13 protein-coding genes are annotated in these 17,187 nt (G+C 43.2%); 8 read left to right on the top strand and 5 right to left on the bottom strand.

The features are described 5' to 3' along the window. Positions 1-179: 179 nt before the first annotated feature. On the bottom strand, positions 180-665 hold the full coding sequence (gene dps, locus FOR85_RS06135; RefSeq protein WP_068406213.1) for a DNA starvation/stationary phase protection protein Dps: 486 nt from the start codon (positions 663-665) through the stop codon (positions 180-182). Between the two features lie 424 nt (positions 666-1,089). On the opposite strand from dps, the gene uvrB reads away from it, so the two are divergent. From uvrB to FOR85_RS06120, 3 genes are all read left to right on the top strand, one after another. Beyond that, a complete protein-coding gene (gene uvrB / locus FOR85_RS06130; RefSeq protein WP_144297158.1) occupies positions 1,090-3,201 on the top strand; it encodes an excinuclease ABC subunit UvrB in 2,112 nt (703 codons plus the stop codon). A 225-nt stretch (positions 3,202-3,426) separates the two neighbouring features. Beyond that, positions 3,427-4,497 (top strand): histidinol-phosphate transaminase, encoded by a 1,071-nt coding sequence (locus FOR85_RS06125; RefSeq protein ID WP_223808541.1) that lies wholly within the window; start codon positions 3,427-3,429, stop codon positions 4,495-4,497. Between the two features lie 238 nt (positions 4,498-4,735). Further along, complete coding sequence (locus FOR85_RS06120; protein WP_144297157.1) at positions 4,736-5,113, top strand: hypothetical protein; 378 nt, start codon at positions 4,736-4,738, stop codon at positions 5,111-5,113. Between the two features lie 146 nt (positions 5,114-5,259). Here the strand turns inward: FOR85_RS06120 and FOR85_RS06115 are convergent, their stop codons facing one another. Then, positions 5,260-6,942, bottom strand: a complete 1,683-nt coding sequence (locus FOR85_RS06115) for an alkaline phosphatase (protein ID WP_144297156.1) — start codon at positions 6,940-6,942, stop codon at positions 5,260-5,262. 159 nt (positions 6,943-7,101) lie between these two features. Then, entirely contained in the window at positions 7,102-7,488 is a 387-nt protein-coding gene (locus FOR85_RS06110) for a hypothetical protein (protein WP_144297155.1), read from the bottom strand. A 701-nt stretch (positions 7,489-8,189) separates the two neighbouring features. Between FOR85_RS06110 and FOR85_RS06105 the strand changes: the two genes are divergently transcribed. Genes FOR85_RS06105 through FOR85_RS06095 form a run of 3 tightly spaced genes read left to right on the top strand, consistent with a single transcriptional unit; the run spans position 8,190 to position 11,782 of the window. Further along, entirely contained in the window at positions 8,190-9,206 is a 1,017-nt protein-coding gene (locus FOR85_RS06105) for a TAXI family TRAP transporter solute-binding subunit (protein WP_373681942.1), read from the top strand. Beyond that, a complete protein-coding gene (locus FOR85_RS06100) occupies positions 9,184-9,729 on the top strand; it encodes a DUF1850 domain-containing protein (protein ID WP_144297153.1) in 546 nt (181 codons plus the stop codon). Before FOR85_RS06105 ends, FOR85_RS06100 begins: the two co-directional genes overlap by 23 nt. Further along, positions 9,701-11,782 (top strand): TRAP transporter permease, encoded by a 2,082-nt coding sequence (locus FOR85_RS06095; protein ID WP_223808540.1) that lies wholly within the window; start codon positions 9,701-9,703, stop codon positions 11,780-11,782. Before FOR85_RS06100 ends, FOR85_RS06095 begins: the two co-directional genes overlap by 29 nt. 118 nt (positions 11,783-11,900) lie before the next feature. Here FOR85_RS06095 and lipA read toward each other — a convergent pair whose 3' ends face one another. Both lipA and FOR85_RS06085 read right to left on the bottom strand, forming a co-directional pair. Then, positions 11,901-12,944 carry a lipoyl synthase gene (gene lipA, locus FOR85_RS06090; protein ID WP_144297152.1) on the bottom strand — a complete coding sequence of 348 codons (1,044 nt, stop codon included), beginning with the start codon at positions 12,942-12,944 and terminating at the stop codon, positions 11,901-11,903. Positions 12,945-13,140: 196 nt separating this feature from the next. Next, positions 13,141-13,536: a carboxymuconolactone decarboxylase family protein gene (locus tag FOR85_RS06085; RefSeq protein ID WP_144297151.1), complete on the bottom strand. Its 396-nt coding sequence runs from the start codon at positions 13,534-13,536 to the stop codon at positions 13,141-13,143. Between the two features lie 335 nt (positions 13,537-13,871). Here FOR85_RS06085 and acnB point away from each other — a divergent pair, with 335 nt between their 5' ends. Further along, positions 13,872-16,475, top strand: a complete 2,604-nt coding sequence (gene acnB, locus FOR85_RS06080; protein WP_144297150.1) for a bifunctional aconitate hydratase 2/2-methylisocitrate dehydratase — start codon at positions 13,872-13,874, stop codon at positions 16,473-16,475. A gap of 230 nt (positions 16,476-16,705) precedes the next feature. Next, positions 16,706-17,152 (top strand): PACE efflux transporter, encoded by a 447-nt coding sequence (locus tag FOR85_RS06075; RefSeq protein WP_190295510.1) that lies wholly within the window; start codon positions 16,706-16,708, stop codon positions 17,150-17,152. Positions 17,153-17,187 lie beyond the last annotated feature (35 nt).

Below are 17,187 nucleotides of genomic sequence, written 5' to 3'. Positions count from 1 at the left end.
TGCCTGCGCAGACAGAGTCTATAAAAAATTTATATCAGCCATACCGTCGCGTTTTTAGGATGTTTTGACTATAACAGCAATTTATAAAAATAAGTTTTAGGGTATAAAAAAAGGTCACTATAAAAGTGACCTTTTTTCATACTTATCTAAATATCATTCATAGATTTATTCAGTCATTGTTATTTTTTCTTGGGGGCATTAGCACCGATGAACCAAGCGTCTTTATCGACAATACGGCTTACTTCGGTCAATAAATCTGCCGTATCTTCATCGCCTGCATCACCCGCGGTATCAATACCTTCACGCAGTGAAGCGGCAATGGTTTTATAGCGATTGGTAAGCTCGCGTACGTGCTCATCAACTTCTGTGATATCAGTTGGATAAGTCTCTAGGATAGAGTCTTCAACCACACGCTTAGAGATACCGTTGGCTTTACCGCCAAGAATAACGATACGTTCGGCAACTGTATCAAATGCTTCAGTCAAACGCTCATAAGTCTCATCTAACAATTGATGCACACCGATAAAGCCAGTACCTTGCAAGTTCCAATGGCACTGCTTGCTGTCCATACTTAGGTCAATCAGATTGGCTAAGTTAGCGTTTAACAATTCAACCATTTTTTCAGCGGTTTTATCATCAATACCACTTGCGTAACGTTCTCTCATAATTTACTCCATTATTTTAAGTTTTTATTAGTTATTGGATTAATTTTTAAGCGTGTTGTTGCTTGTATTTATCGCTTCTTAATACTGCTTGTTCATTAATTCAGTGCCCATAGTAGCAATTTATGAGCGCGATTGAACCCCTAGGTTTTAGGCTTTATTAAGTGGTCGTGTAATGACTTTGTTAATCGTGAAAAGCTTTGTAAGTTTAGCTGCCATTCTGTGCCTTTCCTATAAATAATAGACATTAAATGAATAGTAGTCGTTTTAAAATTACCACCAATGTAGCGCAAATTTTAGCTGTTAATTATGTGTGTAAATAGGAAATCAAACTCACGATTATCCTTTAAAAACTGAGCTTTAGACCCCACATTGTTATAAATCCAAATTCTTATAACCTTTTATAAATGTCAGGAAGAAAGCCATTATGCGAATGCCTGAACCGCGCTCGTCGCGTCAGTTAAACCAATTGGCCACTCAGCTGCAAGGCGAAGCTGAAATCAGTGGTGTCAACGCGTCTGGTACGCAAATATCAAGCCGCGCCTTTGAGATGGTCACCGACTTTGAGCCGGCAGGCGATCAACCACAAGCAATCGAAAAGTTGGTCAAAGGCATCAAATCAGGCATGGATGAGCAATTATTACTCGGTGTGACCGGTTCTGGTAAGACTTATACCATGGCAAAGGTCATCGCTGAATGCCAACGTCCAACCATTATTATGGCGCACAATAAAACCCTTGCCGCCCAGCTTTATGGCGAATTTAAAGCGTTCTTTCCAAATAATGCGGTTGAGTATTTTGTCAGTTATTACGATTATTATCAGCCGGAAGCCTATGTTGCGGCGAGTGATACCTTTATCGAAAAAGACAGTGCCATCAACGACCATATTGACCAAATGCGCCTATCAGCGACGCGGGCGCTGCTTGAGCGCCGTGATGCGATTATCGTGGCTTCGGTCTCCTGTATTTATGGTTTGGGCGATCCAGAAAGCTATCTAAAAATGCTTTTGCATGTCGTCGTCGGTGACAAAATCGATCGGACGGCGACCATTAAGCGTTTGGTTGAAATGCAATATAACCGTAATGAGTTAGATTTTGGTCGTGGTACCTATCGCTTGCGCGGTGAGCTGTTAGATATTTATCCTGCGGAATCTGAGCAGCTAGCGGTGCGCGTGCATTTATTTGATGATGAAGTGGAAAAAATTACTTGGTTTGACCCGTTAACCGGCAAAACCGTCCGAAGTGTGCCGCGTATTACCATTTATCCAAAATCGCACTACGTGACCCCGCGCAATAAATTGGAAGCGGCAAGTCATACTATTCGCGCCGAGCTTGAGCCGCGCTTAGAGTATTTTCGCGACAATAATAAATTGGTTGAAGCGCAGCGTCTAAAAGAGCGTACTCAGTATGACCTTGAAATGATTCAGCAGCTTGGCTACTGTAATGGTATCGAAAACTACTCGCAGCATCTATCTGGTCGTCCATCAGGGGAAGCACCGCCGACACTGTTTGATTATATTCCAGAAGATGCGCTGCTGTTTATCGATGAATCGCACGTAACGGTTTCGCAAATTGGGGCGATGTATAAAGGCGATAGGTCGCGTAAAGAAAACCTCGTTAATTATGGTTTTCGTCTGCCAAGTGCCATGAATAATCGCCCGATGAAGTTTGAAGAGTGGGAGCGTATCAAGCCAAAGACCATTTATGTTAGCGCAACGCCAGCACAGTATGAGCTTGAGCATAGCGAGCAGGTGGTCGAGCAAGTTGTGCGTCCAACCGGCTTGATTGACCCTGAGATTGAGATTCGTCCGGTATTGACGCAGGTTGATGATGTGTTATCGGAGATTACCAAACGCCGTGAGCTTGACGAGCGCGTGCTTATCACCACGTTAACTAAGCGTATGGCAGAAGATTTGACCAGTTACCTTAAAGAATACGATGTCAAAGTCGCTTATCTGCATTCAGATATCGATACGGTTGAGCGCATGCAGATCATTCATGAGCTGCGGACAGGCGTTCATGATGTGTTGGTCGGTATTAACCTGTTGCGTGAAGGGCTTGATATGCCAGAGGTGTCATTAGTGGCGATATTTGATGCTGATAAAGAGGGCTTTTTGCGTTCTGAGCGCTCGCTGATTCAGACTATTGGCCGTGCTGCCCGTCACTTAAACGGTAAAGCGATTTTGTACGCCGACCGCATTACGCCGAGTATGGAAAAAGCGATAGAGGAGACTGACCGTCGCCGCGAAAAACAAGTCGCCTTTAATCTTGAGCACAATATTACGCCAAAAGGTGCGCGCCGTAGTATTACCGATAAAATTGACACGGGTGAAAACCTTGATGCCAATGACAATCAAGTAATTCCTGTAAAAAGCAATCTGCCTGATGTTGATATCAGCATTTTGCGCAGTCCTGATTTACTGGCCAAAGAAATCAAACGCCTCGAGAAACAAATGCAGCAAATGTCACGAGATTTGAAATTTGAAGAGGCGGCAAAAACGCGTGATAAAGTATTGGAATTAAAAGCGCATTTGATTTAATGGTTTAATTCCGACTGAATGTAGACGTAGAAAGGTGAGTTGCATAGGCTGCAGCTCACCTTTTTTTACGGGATATTTAAAGTTAAACGTACTTCTATCTAGGTATATTAATAACTAATAATTTGCTATTAGATAACTTGTAATTATGATAAACGCCACTTAAGATGATATGACGCAGCGGCATGCGCTATATCACTCACGGACGACGTAGGCGGATTACCTATCATGCATAATAATATCGATAACAACAGTCATAAATTACTGAAGTTAGACTTTAATGAAAACTCTTTGGGCATATCAGACTCTGCCAAAGAAGCCATCGCTAATGCTTTGGCTGGCGCTGCTCGCTATCCTGATAAACATCGCGCTACGCTGCTGAGCAAAGTAGCGGCTCTCAACGGCGTATCTGAAAATCAGGTTTTATTGGGCAATGGCTCAATCGAGAGTATCAGAGCAGTGGTGCAAATGCTGCATGACAAAGCATTAAAAACAGATACAAGGTTTCAGCTAATCATTCCAGACCCAACTTTCGGCTGTGCCGAGCTGTATGCACGCTCCTTAGGTATTTCAGTAGTCAAAGTGCCATTAACGCGCGATGACTATGATTTAGACTTTGATAACCTACAAAAAGTGGCTGCTACATTTGACGGTATCAGTCTTTTTTATTTGTGCAATCCTAATAATCCAACGGCTATCATTACCGAAACGGATACGCTCAAAGCGTGGGTAAAAAATGCGCCGAAAAACCACTATTTCTTAGTGGATGAAGCCTACTTTGGCTATATCACCGATCCAAGTTTTGTGAGCGGCGTTGAATGGATAAAAGAGGAACTATCAGATAACTTGATTGTCGTGCGCACTTTCTCAAAATTATTTGGGCTAGCAGGCTTGCGCGTCGGTTATGCGATTGCCAATCCACCGATGATTGCAGAAATCGGGTCTTTGATGTCTACGGATAATATCAACATGTTAGGTGCGGTTGCAGCAATAGCAACGCTAGAAGACGAGGCGTTTTTGGCGCATAGCTTACAAACCACCAATCAAGCAAGAAAAATGATGCAGACAGCGCTCGATGAGCTGGGGCTGCGTTATTTGCCCTCGCAAACCAATTTTATTTTTTATGAAGTCAAGGGTGACGTGCAAACCTATATCGATCGTATGCTCGAACATGGTATTGCCGTTGGTCGCGAGTTCCCTTCGATACCAGGTTTTAACCGCATCACACTTGGCACACCCGAAGAGATGACAGTCGTTATTAAGACGTTACAGTTATTTCGTGAAAAAGGCTGGGTGTAATTACGCACAATCGTATGATTGGATTTACCAAAAAAGAAGGGACGCTTAGACGGCGTCTTTTTTTTACCAACATCAAACGCAGTTTTACATATACTGTCTTAAAAAGTATCCGTACACCTTATAGGATAAGTTAATAAAGCATGATCTATCATAAGCAGATATGCGAGACGCATACCATAAAGACCATAAGAATAGACGTGCTAAAGGTTTTTAAAATTTTAAGACAAAGGGTGTATGTATGTTTGATATCAAATCTTTTTTTAAGAGAGAAGTAGAAAAAAAGCTCATGGATGTGGAGGATTATATTTTTATGCCTGAGCGTATCGAGATGGCGCTTGAAGGCGGAGAGTTGAATTGTGTGTTAAATAGTGATGGCCGCGTCGACATTTTTTATAGTAAGCAGGGCGTGACAGAAGTCAGTTCGGCATCGCGTAAGCATCCTTTTACAGCGTTTGAGACCGAGTTATATCATGGCGTTTATGATGATGTCATCCATGCTTTGGTCAAAGAAGTAAATAAGATAATCGACGGCTCATCTAAGTATTTTCATCGCAGTAAAATATTGCCATCGACCGCGTCTTTGCCCGTTCGTCCAACGCCTAGCAATGAGTTATAAATTGACTAATCATAAGTACGTCAGTATTTCATAAATCCCATTAGCTAAATGAGTAATAAAAAAGGGTAAATCATATGACTCACCCTTTTTTTTGGCTACTATTTTTTTACCTTAAGTATGCAAAATACTGTGCGGAGCATATTGTGCTAAGCGCCACTTAAAACGGCAGACTTTTTCACTGCCATAGATTTGTTAGCATCAGATAGGGCAGCGACGTTAGTAAGCGGGCGCGATTGACTGCCGTCAATCAAGTGGTTAGTCTGTGTTTTAGTAAGCAAGCTTTTTGCAAATTTTACGCTATCATCTCGTTTTTTTAAGGTGTCCGTATAATACCATTCACATTGAAACGCCTGCTCAGTGATATCGAGGAGCATATAACCACGTTCGGTCTGATTGTTAAATTTCTGATGCGGGTTTAGCTCAACACCTGCGGTTTCAGGAAAGGGCGAAGACGTCAATGCCGGACAGACGAACTCTACAGCTAAAGAACCTTTGCCGGTTAGAGGATTATAGCTACTTGCTTCAAAAGGGTTTTTTGCGATATCAAAAGCAAAGGAAGCATGATAATCCCCAGTTAAAACAACCGTATTGGAGATATTATTTTCTTCGATAAAGTTGAGCAAACGTGTGCGTGCACTGGCATACCCATTCCAAATATCGCCAGAATTGGTGGCAAAAGTGCCTTTAAATGGCGCTAAAATAACTTGTTGCCCGAGTATTTGCCATGTTGCTTGTCGGCGTTTACCTTCGAGCATCTTTAAATAGAGCCAGTTTTCTTGTTCAAGACCTAATAATTGACGTTCAGGCTCGTTGCTGGCTTTGGCATCAAGCTTTTCGCGACCAAATATGCGCGTATCTAGCATGTTTAAATCGAATAATTTACCAAACTCAAAACGTCGATAGATGCGTAATTGACTGTCTAGCTCGTTGCTACTGTCATCGCGGATAGGCATCCACTCATGATAAGCGCGCACGGCCGACATTTTGCGTTCTATATAGCTGCCTTTACTCTCAGTATGAAAACCTGCACCACCTTTCCATGAATTGTCTGCGATTTCGTGATCGTCCCAAACAGCGATAAACGGATGCTGACGGTGACATTCTTGCAAATCGACATCAGTACGGTAGCAAGCGTAGCGGCGACGATAATCCTCTAAGCTGATAATCTCGCTTTTTGGCTCTAGCGGTCGCTCTTCTTTTAAATCGTTATCGCGATAGAAGCCTTCTGGATACTCATAGATATAATCACCCAAATGTATGACGGCAGAGATATCGGCTTGCTTGGCGATATTGGCATAACCATTAAAGTAGCCAAAGCCATAGTTTGAGCAGGAAACCACGGCTAAGCGCACACGATCAACTGCGCTTGCTGGCAAGTCTGCTTGTGGTATGGTGCGTGTGCGACCAATAGGAGAGTGATAGCCTAGTGCTTTAAAAGCATAATAATAAGTGGTATTGGGTTGTAGGTTTTTAGGGTCGACTTTTACGGTGAAGTCGGATTGCGCTGTCGCTATTGCGCGACCTTGAGTAACGATGTTTTTCAGCGCTGGGTCTGTTGCTACCCTATAAGCAACAGGAATACTGGTGGCTTGGATACTGCCGTCATTGGTAATTCGTGTCCATAGTATGACCCGATCTTGGAGCGGGTCACCACTGGCAATGCCATGCACAAAAGGTGCTGCGCCTTGATAGCCTAAACCATCTAAACCATCGAGGTTATTTGGTGGCCTGACGTCATCATCATCTGATGAGCAAGCACTGAGCTGAGTCAACACAGTGCCGGCTACCGTTAGCTGACCACCAAGTTTTATAAATGCACGTCTTTTCATCAGTCATCCTTGACATGGGTTAAAGATAAATTCCATTTATCATTCACAATAGTAAATAATCTATATGAATAAGTTGGGTTGTGCAATTAATAACCCAACTTATTTCGTGAAATAAGCCTTTTAGTCAAGTCGCTGATCCAGCATCTATTTTCCAGCTACTTATTTAACGATACTGCCATAACAGCTTTGCAGCGTTTTTGCTACCACTTTAGTGACCAGCTGTGTGCGATAGTTGGCATCAATTGCCGCATTGCCAAGTTCAACAAGGGTCACTTGCTGCGGCGCTTGCTCGCTGACGCAGCCGCAAACTCGGCCCTTTATCTCTTCATCTTGGGCGTCCGTCATCGCCACACTAGCAATGCGCCAAGCATTTTGTTTTTCAATCTGACTGCGGCATTGGTTATCAATAGCCGCTTTAAAGATATTCATCCCAATCTCGTTTGCCGAACCGATGGCCGTGCCAGCATTGGTATTCATATCAGAAGTGGCACAGCCAGCTAGGACAAATGTGGCAAAAACGATGCTCGAAGCAAATAGTTTTTTCATAAGTTTTCCTTTAAGGTTATCGATTCTATTGATGTTATTAGCGATTATATGTAATAGAGACCAATTATAGTAGTGAACAATTATAATATCTGCGTATTAGTAAAAAAGATAATCATTGGCAGTAAGTGTTCTTTTAACTATTCAAGCAGTAATCACGCGTCGGCTGCGCATGGCAAGAATCAAAGTTATTTTAACAATTAAGGGAAATGTTAATAGAAGTTTACAAGGTGCATAAAGTCTGTTTAAATGATGATAAGAATATACCCCACTCTCAACTTATTTTTCTAAGGTATTGGTTTACTTAGTTTTTAACATTTCAGTTAAAACAATTAAAATTTTAAATTCTATAAAAATCAAAAGCCTACGATAAGTTGAGATTGGCGTAAGAATATGGAACTTAGTACCGCGTAGCGAAACACTAGCTAGTCTAATTATTTTGGTTTAGCAAATTTGAAGAGATAAACTACGATTCATGCGTGCCAATGTTTGCTATCGCATAAAACAAGATAGCAATGTATGACACCTCATGCTTTAATTACATGGATACTTTTGATTGTATCAATGGGACGCTACACTTTTCAAAAATTAATATAGTATATAAAGCTCACAATTCAACACGGATTAGTTACTATTACAGTGACATAGTTAAGTAATATTTTATAAATCCAATTCGCTTTATTTTATCAAGGATGAAAATAATGATGTTTTTTAGTAAAACTCCTCTCCTAGCTGCAATTGTTGCCTTAAGTATGACGATGGTTGCCTGTTCAGACAACACGGCGACTGATACCAATGATAGCGCTACCACGGACAATACTGCTGCTTCAGCGGCGAGTGATAAGCTTGAAACCAAGTTTGTCACTATCGCAACAGGGGGCGCATCAGGTCCTTATAATATTATTGGCACCTCTTTAGCAGAAATCTACGCCAAAACCTTTGGCGTTAATGCTAAGACCCAAACCACGGGGGCGTCAGTAGAAAACGTCAATCTACTCACGCAAGGTAAAGTCGACATGGTGCTAGCACTTAGTGATGTCGTCACTAATGCGGTTGAAGGTACTGAAGACTTTAAAGAACCGATAACAAATATTCAACAAGTTGCCGTTCTATATCCAAATGTGATTCAGATAGTCGCTTCAGAAAAATCTGGTATCAAAAATATCGAAGATTTAAAAGGTAAGCGTATTGCGGTTGGTGATCAAGGTTCTGGAACGGAAGTCAATGCTCGGACGTTGTTAGAAGGTTTTGGTATCACTTATGATGATGTCAAAGTTGACTATCTAGGGTTTGCCGATGCAGCCGATGCGATGAAAGCGGGTAAGATTGAAGCGGCGTTTTTTAGTAGCGGCTTACCAAACTCTTCACTGTTAGAGCTAGAGCAGGGTATCAAATTGCAGCTGGTCACCATCAATCAAGATAAGCTTAAACAAATTATCGAAAACAAGCCTTACTTTAAGACGTTCGAGATTCCTGCTGGAACATATGGTAACGATGCCGCCATTCCAACGACTGCCGTGATGAATGCGTTGTTGATTCGTTCTGACATCTCTGAAGAGGATGGCTATAAACTGACCAAAGCGCTGTTTGAAAACTTGGATGGCCTAAAAAATGCCCACCAAGCAGCTAATGATATTAGCTTAGAGACTGCTCAAGAAGGAATGGTAGCTCCTATCCATCCAGGCGCTAAGAAATACTATGAAGAGCAATCAGCTAAGTAAACGCTTAAGTTTAACAATCGGCGCAGCAGTGACTGCTGCGCTAGCGGTTTTAATATTCTGGGTAATTTTTACCCGCCAGTCTGTCATCGAGGTGCGCGTCGATGATGTTGCTGAATCTGATAAAAAAGTATGTTATTTCGTTGAGCCTAATTTCCAATTGCGCTGGATTCATTCTGTAGAAAAGCAATGGTGGGAGGAGCAATATGTTCGTGAGAATCAAGGTTTATTGCTAACCACTACTTATCTACAAGCTTTTGGGGCGGGAACCCCATCTACTGAAAATGTCGCTCCAATAAGAAAACCAGGCTATGTTGGCTATCAAATCAACGAAAGACTCCCCAGTCTTAACTGGGTTGTTTCAAGGCGCACTGAAGGTGAGATTGATTATGCAGGTCATCGTATTTTAATTCATCAATGGGTGCCTGATTATTCTGCAGTAACTATTACGCCCAAATCGTATAGTCTAATAGATAGATTTAATAAGGATTTTTGTCATGAACTCTCAAGTGATGGATCACAATAGCGGGACTACTGTCTCTAGCGATGAGGCTAAGTTGTCTAAGCAACCTGGCCTTCATGATAGCACTGATATCGATGACGACGTTGATCCTAACCTCACACAAGCAATACTAGAAAAGTACGACCGAGAGTCAATTACGCGTCATATCACTCAAGGGCCAGTAAAATATATTATCGCTGCGATTTGTATTTTATATTCACTTTTTCATCTATATATTACTTTTAATCCTATGCCATCATTGTTACAGCGTTCTGTGCATGTAGGTATTGGTTTTGCATTGATTTTTCTGATTTTTCCAGCCAGTAAGAAGAGTAGCCGCAAGCGGGTGGCTTGGTATGACTGGGTTTGGTTCGTGTTATCTTTATCTGGAATGGCATATCTTATCTATGAGTATCAAGATATTGTGACCTCACGTGGTGGCATCGCCAATCAAACGGATGTATTGTTCTCTATTATCACGGTGATTTGTGTACTCGAGGGCAGTAGGCGTATTACTGGTTGGATATTACCGATATTGGCGTCAATATTTTTGTTATATCCATTTATCAGCCATATGAATTTTATGCCTGACCGGCTACTCACTCGTCCTTATGATTTTGGCGATATTTTTGGTCAGTTATTCCTCAAAACCGAAGGCCTATATTCGGTTGCCATCGGTGCCTCAGTTACGTTTATCTTTTTATTCATCCTCTTTGGCGCATTTTTAGCGCGTTCAGGCATGGGTCAGCTATTTAATGATTTGGCATTAGCGCTGGCAGGCGATAAAAAAGGCGGCCCTGCTAAAGTGGCTGTCATCTCAAGTGGCTTTATGGGCAGTATCAATGGTTCTGCCTTATCAAACGTAGTCAGTACCGGCGCGTTTACTATCCCATTGATGAAAAAGGTTGGTTATCATAAAGATTTTGCGGGTGCTGTAGAGGCAAGTGCATCAGTCGGTGGTCAAATATTGCCGCCAATTATGGGTGCTAGTGCTTTTATCATGGCCGAGACCACAGGTCTACCGTATAGCACTATTGCTTTGGCAGCATTGTTACCTGCTATCTTGTATTATTTAGGCGTCATCGCGCAGGTGCATTTTCGCGCAGGCCGCCGAGACTTAAAAGGTATGGCAAAAGAGAGTTTGCCGCAAGTAAAAGAAGTATTAAAAGCGCGCGGACATATGCTGCTACCCATTGTGTTTTTGATTTTTTTATTGATTAAGAATGTACCGGTAGGGTATGCCGCTGCCTATACCATTGGCTTTACTGTTGTCATCAGTATGCTGCGAGCTGAGACGCGCATGAGTTTTAAGGACATTTTGGGCGCGCTAGAAGACGGTGCACGCCAGTCGTTAGCGGTCATGGCGGCCTGTGCGGTCGTAGGGATTATTATTGGGGTAGTCAGCTTAACGAGCTTTGGTACGGTGATGACCTCTTCGATTGTCACTTTAGGAGCAGGCTCATTATTGCTCACCTTGATTTTAACCATGCTGGCGTCGATGGTTTTAGGAATGGGATTACCATCGATTCCTGCATATATTATTACGGCAACGATGGCGGCGCCCGCATTAGCAGGATTCAATATTCCTATTTTGGCGGCTCATATGTTTGTGTTCTATTTTGGCGTATTTGCCAATATTACTCCGCCGGTCTGTTTGGCAGCCTTTGCTGGCGCTGGTATCTCTGGTGGCGATCCTATGAAAACAGGGTTTCTGTCGTTAAAGTTGGCACTGGCTGGATTTATCGTTCCATTTATGTTTATTTATAATCCTGCAATGTTGATGATTGACCCGACAGGTCTTGCGGTTACGGCAAAAGAATTCCCATTGCCCCCAATCATCGATATTGTTACGGCCGTTGTGACGTCTGTGATTGGTGTGATTGGCCTTAGTGCGGCGTTAGAAGGGTATTTTAAAGGCAGTATGAATACAATCACGCGCATCATTTTGGCAATTGGTGCTTTACTGCTGATTTATCCGGGTCTTATCACAGGTTTGATAGGCGGTGTCATCATCCTTGGTATCGCGTTGTTAAATATGAAAAACAGTAAAACAGCAGTCCAACCTCTAAATGTTTGACGTTATTTAGGGATTAAGTGTATAAGCATAAAAAAAGGGCGAATAGTAACTATCTACTATTCGCCCTTTATATGTTTTAAGATTCGTCATCCTACTTTGGTATCGTGACGAATATTACTTAGCAGCCAAGCTTACCTTCTGCTTCAAGCGCTTTTTTGCTGCGGATAGGCGCTGGGCAATCTTCGCCATAGTATTGACGATCGGCAAAGTAGCTTGAACGTACCATTGGGCCGGCCCAAATGCTAAAGAAACCAATCTTTTTACCATAGTCCATATAACGCTGGAATTCGTCTGGATGTACGTAACGATCAACTGGCGCATGGTCTTTACTGGGTTGCAGGTACTGACCGATGGTAATCATATCGACGTCATGGGCTTTTAAATCATCAAGCAGCGCATAAATTTCTTCTTCGGTCTCACCAAGTCCAACCATAAAACCGCATTTGGTGGCGATATCAGGACGGCGCTCTTTATAGAGCTTGAGCAAGTCTAATGAATGCTGATAGTCAGAGCCTGGACGGAAGGCTTTATACAGACGCGGCACGGTTTCGATATTGTGGTTAAACACATCTGGCGCGGTTTCAGTCAATAAATCTAAGGCTATTTCCATACGCCCACGGAAATCTGGCACTAGTATTTCAATCAAGCAATTTGGGCTTAGCGCGCGCGATTCATTGAGAACTTCAACGAAATGTCCAGCACCGCCGTCTTTTAAATCATCGCGGTCAACTGAAGTAATCACTGCGTATTTCAGACCTAGACCTTGAATGGTCTCAGCGGTATGGCGTGGCTCGTCTTTGTCCAATTCATTTGGACGACCATGACCGACATCACAAAACGGGCAGCGACGGGTACAGATATCACCCATAATCATAAAGGTTGCCGTACCATCAGCGAAGCACTGCGGCAAATTCGGGCAAGCGGCTTCTTCGCAGACAGTATAAAGTTTTTGTTCACGAAGAGTGGCTTTGATACGAGCTACTTCCGCAGGTGACGACATTTTAACCCGAATCCAATCAGGCTTTTTCTTTGCCTCGACGGTCGGAATCACTTTAATTGGGATACGCGCGACCTTATCGTAGCCACGTAGCTTTTCGCCTTGGATGGCTTTTTTCGGTTTTGCACGGGCAGCGGGGACATGGGTTTGTACGGCGTTTGTCATAATCAAATATTCTCTTAACCCTTGATATGATAAGGGTTTTTGGCATTATTAGAATGTTTTATGGATGCAGCTATTATAGCAGATAATGGCTCAAGGTTTTTTGGGCAATCTTGTTAAGACAATCAAAAAAGCTACTAAGGCTAAATAAGGTTTTATCACTAATAAGACTACTACGAAGCGCACCTTTACCCTAGTTTTATTTATTGATATTAATGTCCATGTCATTTAGCACATCTATGGCTGCGCGAAACGCTTCTTGGGTAGCAGGTGCGCCGCAATAAGGCAGGCTATGCATCAGTACTTCTCGGATTTCAGCGACGCTGGCGCCATTATTAATTGCTCCTCGGATGTGTCCCTTGAGCTCATTTGGGCTTTTTTGCGCAATTAAGAAAGCCATGGTAATTAATGAGCGATATTTGCGCGGTAATATGGTGTCGTCTTGCCACGTGCTGCCCCAAGCATGTTCGATAATCCAGTCTTGCAGCGGCTGGGTAAATGGGGACGCCGAATCGAGCGAGCGTTTGACATGTTGCTCGCCCATCACTTCGGTACGAACTTTTAGACCCTTATGATAATTGGCATTATCGTCCATCTTATTATCCTTAATATTTATTGGTAAAGTGTGTTTTATCAAGTCGCATCTAAAAATTCGCTGATAAAAAATATCTGATCGGTTTTGAGGTTGTCAGAGTATAGCAGGCACACGGTTTTTATTTAACCGCGTCAATCATATTGGTTATGGCACTATTTTTATAATAAATGTCCAATATGGCGTTATTCTGCGCCTTTTCACGGCTCAGCCATTAACATTTTGAGCGTTTTGAGCTATGATTGCATGGATAATTATTCAATGCAGTACATCGATGTAGGCTGTCATCCTGACTACTCACGTGATGTACTGGTCACCAACCGACGAGGACGACTATTGTGTTAGAAGCTTATCGTAAACATGTCGCAGAACGTGCTGAGCTAGGGACTGTACCACTTCCACTAAATGAGAAGCAGGTAGCAGAATTGGTAGAGCTACTTAAAAACCCACCAGCGGGTGAAGATGCGTTCTTGATGGACTTGTTAGAAAACCGTATTCCTGCCGGTGTTGACCAAGCCGCTTATGTTAAAGCTGCATTTTTAGCTGCTATTATTAAAGGCGAAGCGACTTCACCACTTATCAGCAAGAAAAAAGCCGTTGAAATCTTAGGTACTATGCAAGGTGGTTACAACGTTCAGCCATTGGTTGCAGCATTAGACGACGCGGAAGTCGCACAAGAAGCTGCTGATGCGTTAAAGAAAACATTACTCGTATTTGACGCGTTCAATGACGTGACCGAAAAAGCCGAAGCTGGCAATGCTATTGCTAAAGAAGTGGTGCAATCTTGGGCTGACGCGGAGTGGTTCTTAAGCCGTCCTGAAGTGCCAGAGAAAACCACTTATACCACCTTTAAAGTCACTGGCGAAACCAACACCGATGACTTGTCACCAGCCCAAGACGCGTGGAGCCGCCCCGACATTCCATTGCATTCATTAGCCATGCACAAAAACTCTCGCGACGGCATTATTGCTGACGAAGAGGGCGTTGTTGGTCCAATGAAGCAAATCAAAGCGTTAAAAGAAAAAGGTCATCCACTTGCCTATGTTGGCGACGTGGTCGGTACCGGTTCTAGCCGTAAGTCTGCAACCAACTCGGTACTTTGGCTAATGGGCGAAGACATTCCGAACGTACCAAACAAGCGTGGTGGCGGTTTAGTGCTTGGTAACAATATCGCTCCTATCTTCTTTAACACCATGGAAGATTCTGGCGCCTTGCCAATCGAAAAAGTTGCCGTTGATAACCTAAACATGGGCGATGTATTTGACATCTATCCGTATGAAGGCAAAATCACTAAGCACGACTCTGACGAAGTATTGTCAACCTTTACGCTAAACTCGCCAACCTTGCTTGACGAAGTGCGCGCAGGCGGCCGTATTCCATTAATCGTTGGTCGTGGTTTGACCAATCGTGCTCGTGAATATATGGGTCTTGGTCATTCAGACGTCTTTGCTAAGCCAGAAGAGCCCGCTGATACTGGTAAAGGCTTTACTCTAGCACAAAAAATGGTTGGTAAAGCGTGTGGTCTAGAAGGCGTGCGTCCAGGCATGTACTGTGAGCCAAAAATGACCACAGTTGGTAGTCAGGATACTACTGGTCCGATGACTCGTGATGAGCTAAAAGATTTGGCTTGCCTAGGTTTCCAAGCAGACCTAGTGATGCAGTCATTCTGTCATACCGCTGCTTATCCAAAGCCAGTTGACGTTGAGACTCAGCATACACTACCTGACTTTATTATGAACCGTGGCGGCGTCAGCTTACGTCCGGGCGATGGTATCATTCACTCGTGGTTGAACCGTATGCTACTTCCAGATACCGTTGGTACTGGTGGTGACTCGCACACGCGTTTCCCAATGGGTATCTCGTTCCCAGCCGGTTCTGGCTTGGTTGCATTCGCAGCGGCAACTGGTGTGATGCCACTTGATATGCCTGAATCTGTGCGTGTGCGCTTCGTTGGCGAGCGTCAACCTGGTATCACGCTACGTGACTTGGTCCATGCGATTCCTTATCAAGCCATCAAAGAAGGTTATTTGACCGTTGATAAGAAAGGTAAAATCAACGAGTTTAATGGTCGTATTTTAGAGATCGAAGGTCTAGAAGACCTAACCGCTGAACAAGCGTTTGAGTTATCTGATGCGTCAGCTGAGCGTAGTGCTGCTGGTTGTACCATTACTTTGTCTGAAGAATCAGTAACTGAGTACCTAAACTCAAACATCACCTTGCTTAAGTGGATGATTTCAGAAGGTTATGGTGACGCGCGTACCATCAGCCGCCGCGTTGAGCAAATGCAAGAATGGCTAGCGAACCCAAGCCTCATGCGTGCTGACGAAGATGCAGAATACGCCATCGATATGACTATCGATATGAGCGAGATCAAAGAGCCAATTCTTTGCTGCCCGAACGATCCAGACGATGCTAAGACATTGGCTGACGTCGCTGGTGATACCATTGATGAAGTATTCATTGGTTCATGCATGACCAACATTGGTCACTTCCGTGCTGCAGGTAAACTGCTACAAGACGTACCAGCAGGAAGCCTCAAGACTCGTCTATGGATTGCGCCACCGACTAAGATGGATGCGCGTCAGTTGATGGAAGAAGGTTATTACAACATCTATGCTCAAGCCGGCGCTCGTACTGAAATGCCAGGTTGTTCACTATGTATGGGTAACCAAGCACGTATCGCACCGAAATCTACGGCGGTATCAACGTCTACCCGTAACTTCCCGAACCGTCTAGGTCAAGGCGCAAACGTCTATCTCGCGTCTGCAGAGCTTGCAGCGGTAGCGGCGGTGCTTGGTAAATTGCCAACCAACGACGAATACCAGCAATACGCTGGCATGCTAAACAGCATGGGTGATGAAGTTTATAAATACATGAACTTCGACCGTATGGAAGATTACACTGAAGAAGCGGACAAAATTAACGTGGCTCAGTTGACCTAGTTTTTCATTCGAAAGCTACTTAATGTTTTGAAAACAAACCCCGTATCGTGATGATACGGGGTTTTTTGCTATGAGTGATGGCTGATTTTCCATACTATCTTATGTATAATATAGGAGCAGGCGGAAACCGTGGCTCTGCACTTTTTTCTCATTTCTATCTCGGGACGGACCGATACTTTACTAAGCAACTTTTTGTTTATACTTAAGTGCTAAGTGTTTTGGAGTCTTGGTTGATTACTTTATCCCCACTCAAACGTCGTATTGTCTATGTGACCATCTTTGAAATTATCGCTATTATTGCTTCTACCTTTGTACTAATGAAACTTAGCGGTAGCGATGCGGCAGAGTCGTTACCCGTTGCGGTGATGGTGTCATTAGCCGCTGTGATTTGGAACTTTTTATACAATACTGCTTTTGAAGCGTGGGAGCGGCGCAAGCAGGTTAAAAAGCGTACCTTATTAATCCGCAGCGCTCATGCGATAGGGTTTGAAGGCGGTCTAGTATTGATTTGCCTACCGCTATATATGATTTGGTATGACGTTGGTTTAATCAAAGCCTTTATGATGGAGGCGGCGTTACTGCTATTTTTCTTGGTTTATACCTTTGTATTTACCTTAGGTTTTGACAAGATATTCACCTTACCGCATTACGATAAGAGCGCTTCTGCTTCTTCATAAATACAGAGATGAATCGTATTAAATGACCCAACAAA

Source organism: Psychrobacter sp. YGAH215 (genome assembly GCF_007280595.1).
In the GTDB taxonomy this organism is placed as follows: domain Bacteria; phylum Pseudomonadota; class Gammaproteobacteria; order Pseudomonadales; family Moraxellaceae; genus Psychrobacter; species Psychrobacter faecalis.
Note: the sequence above shows the minus strand (reverse complement) of the source record. Positions and strands in the feature narration are given on the sequence as shown.

Coding starts and splice junctions, on each gene's coding strand:
- dps (WP_068406213.1), bottom strand. CDS start 665: ATGAGAGAACGTTACGCAAGTGGTATTGATGATAAAACCGCTGAAAAA.
- uvrB (WP_144297158.1), top strand. CDS start 1,090: ATGCGAATGCCTGAACCGCGCTCGTCGCGTCAGTTAAACCAATTGGCC.
- FOR85_RS06125 (WP_223808541.1), top strand. CDS start 3,427: ATGCATAATAATATCGATAACAACAGTCATAAATTACTGAAGTTAGAC.
- FOR85_RS06120 (WP_144297157.1), top strand. CDS start 4,736: ATGTTTGATATCAAATCTTTTTTTAAGAGAGAAGTAGAAAAAAAGCTC.
- FOR85_RS06115 (WP_144297156.1), bottom strand. CDS start 6,942: ATGAAAAGACGTGCATTTATAAAACTTGGTGGTCAGCTAACGGTAGCC.
- FOR85_RS06110 (WP_144297155.1), bottom strand. CDS start 7,488: ATGAAAAAACTATTTGCTTCGAGCATCGTTTTTGCCACATTTGTCCTA.
- FOR85_RS06105 (WP_373681942.1), top strand. CDS start 8,190: ATGTTTTTTAGTAAAACTCCTCTCCTAGCTGCAATTGTTGCCTTAAGT.
- FOR85_RS06100 (WP_144297153.1), top strand. CDS start 9,184: ATGAAGAGCAATCAGCTAAGTAAACGCTTAAGTTTAACAATCGGCGCA.
- FOR85_RS06095 (WP_223808540.1), top strand. CDS start 9,701: ATGAACTCTCAAGTGATGGATCACAATAGCGGGACTACTGTCTCTAGC.
- lipA (WP_144297152.1), bottom strand. CDS start 12,944: ATGACAAACGCCGTACAAACCCATGTCCCCGCTGCCCGTGCAAAACCG.
- FOR85_RS06085 (WP_144297151.1), bottom strand. CDS start 13,536: ATGGACGATAATGCCAATTATCATAAGGGTCTAAAAGTTCGTACCGAA.